The sequence below is a fragment of the Synechococcus sp. H55.2 genome (assembly GCF_047462495.1).
Classification (GTDB): Bacteria; Cyanobacteriota; Cyanobacteriia; order Thermostichales; family Thermostichaceae; genus Thermostichus.
In genome coordinates this window covers 1-760 of sequence record NZ_JANSJH010000217.1, presented here as the reverse complement: position 1 = coordinate 760, position 760 = coordinate 1, and the positions used below count along the sequence as shown (strand labels likewise).

The 760-nt window shown below is 61.4% G+C and carries 1 protein-coding gene and 1 tRNA gene; both read left to right on the top strand.

The annotated features are described in order from the left end of the window. The coding region (locus NW844_RS13010; protein WP_414336255.1) for a Uma2 family endonuclease at positions 1 to 664 on the top strand (664 nt) is incomplete at its 5' end. Next, positions 655 to 727 (top strand) — tRNA-Ala (locus NW844_RS13005). The genes NW844_RS13010 and NW844_RS13005, both read left to right, overlap by 10 nt. The last annotated feature ends 33 nt before the right edge of the window (positions 728 to 760 follow it).

Sequence of the window (760 nt, the reverse complement as noted above, 5' to 3'; positions counted from 1 at the left end):
AGCAGAGTGGCTTTTGGAGGCGGCTGTGGCTTTGACGATAGGATCCGTTCCTGGGTCGACAACGGCTCGCCTGAGTTTGGCAGAATACCTCAAGTATTCCGATGGCGGCGATACCCGCTATGAGCTGGTGGCGGGGGAGTTGGTGCCGATGGCCCTTCCAACCGGACGGCATGGTCAGATTGTGGATTTCCTCAATACCGCTTTTCGAGCTGAGATCCGGCGCCAGGGGCTACCGTGGACTTCTCAGCCGATGGCTATCGGGATCCAGTCGCCGCGGGGCAACCGCTGGGATACGGTGCGGATCCCGGATGTGGTGGTGCTGCTTCTGCAGCAGTGGCAGGAGATGGGATCCCGAGAGGCTCTGATTCGCTTGGAGGATCCGCCGCCGCTGTTGGTGGTGGAGGTGGTGAGCGAATCGAGCCGGGCGGCGGACTACCGAGCCAAACGGGCGGAATACTGCGTTTTGGGCATTGGTGAGTACTGGATTGTGGATCCGATGGAGGAGAAGGTGAGCCTGCTGCTGTTGCACGAGGGCTGGTACGACCTGCTGGAGCTGAAGGGATCCGAGCGGGTGCCCTCGAAGGTTTTTGCAGGGCTGGAGCTGCAGGCGGGGGAGATCTTGGCGGCGGACTTGGGTTATTCTGGTAAAGCCACGGGGAGTTAGCTCAGTTGGTAGAGCGCTGCGATCGCACCGCAGAGGTCAGGGATTCGAGTTCCCTACTCTCCATTGCCCTCACCCCCGGCCCCTCTCCCTGAGGGA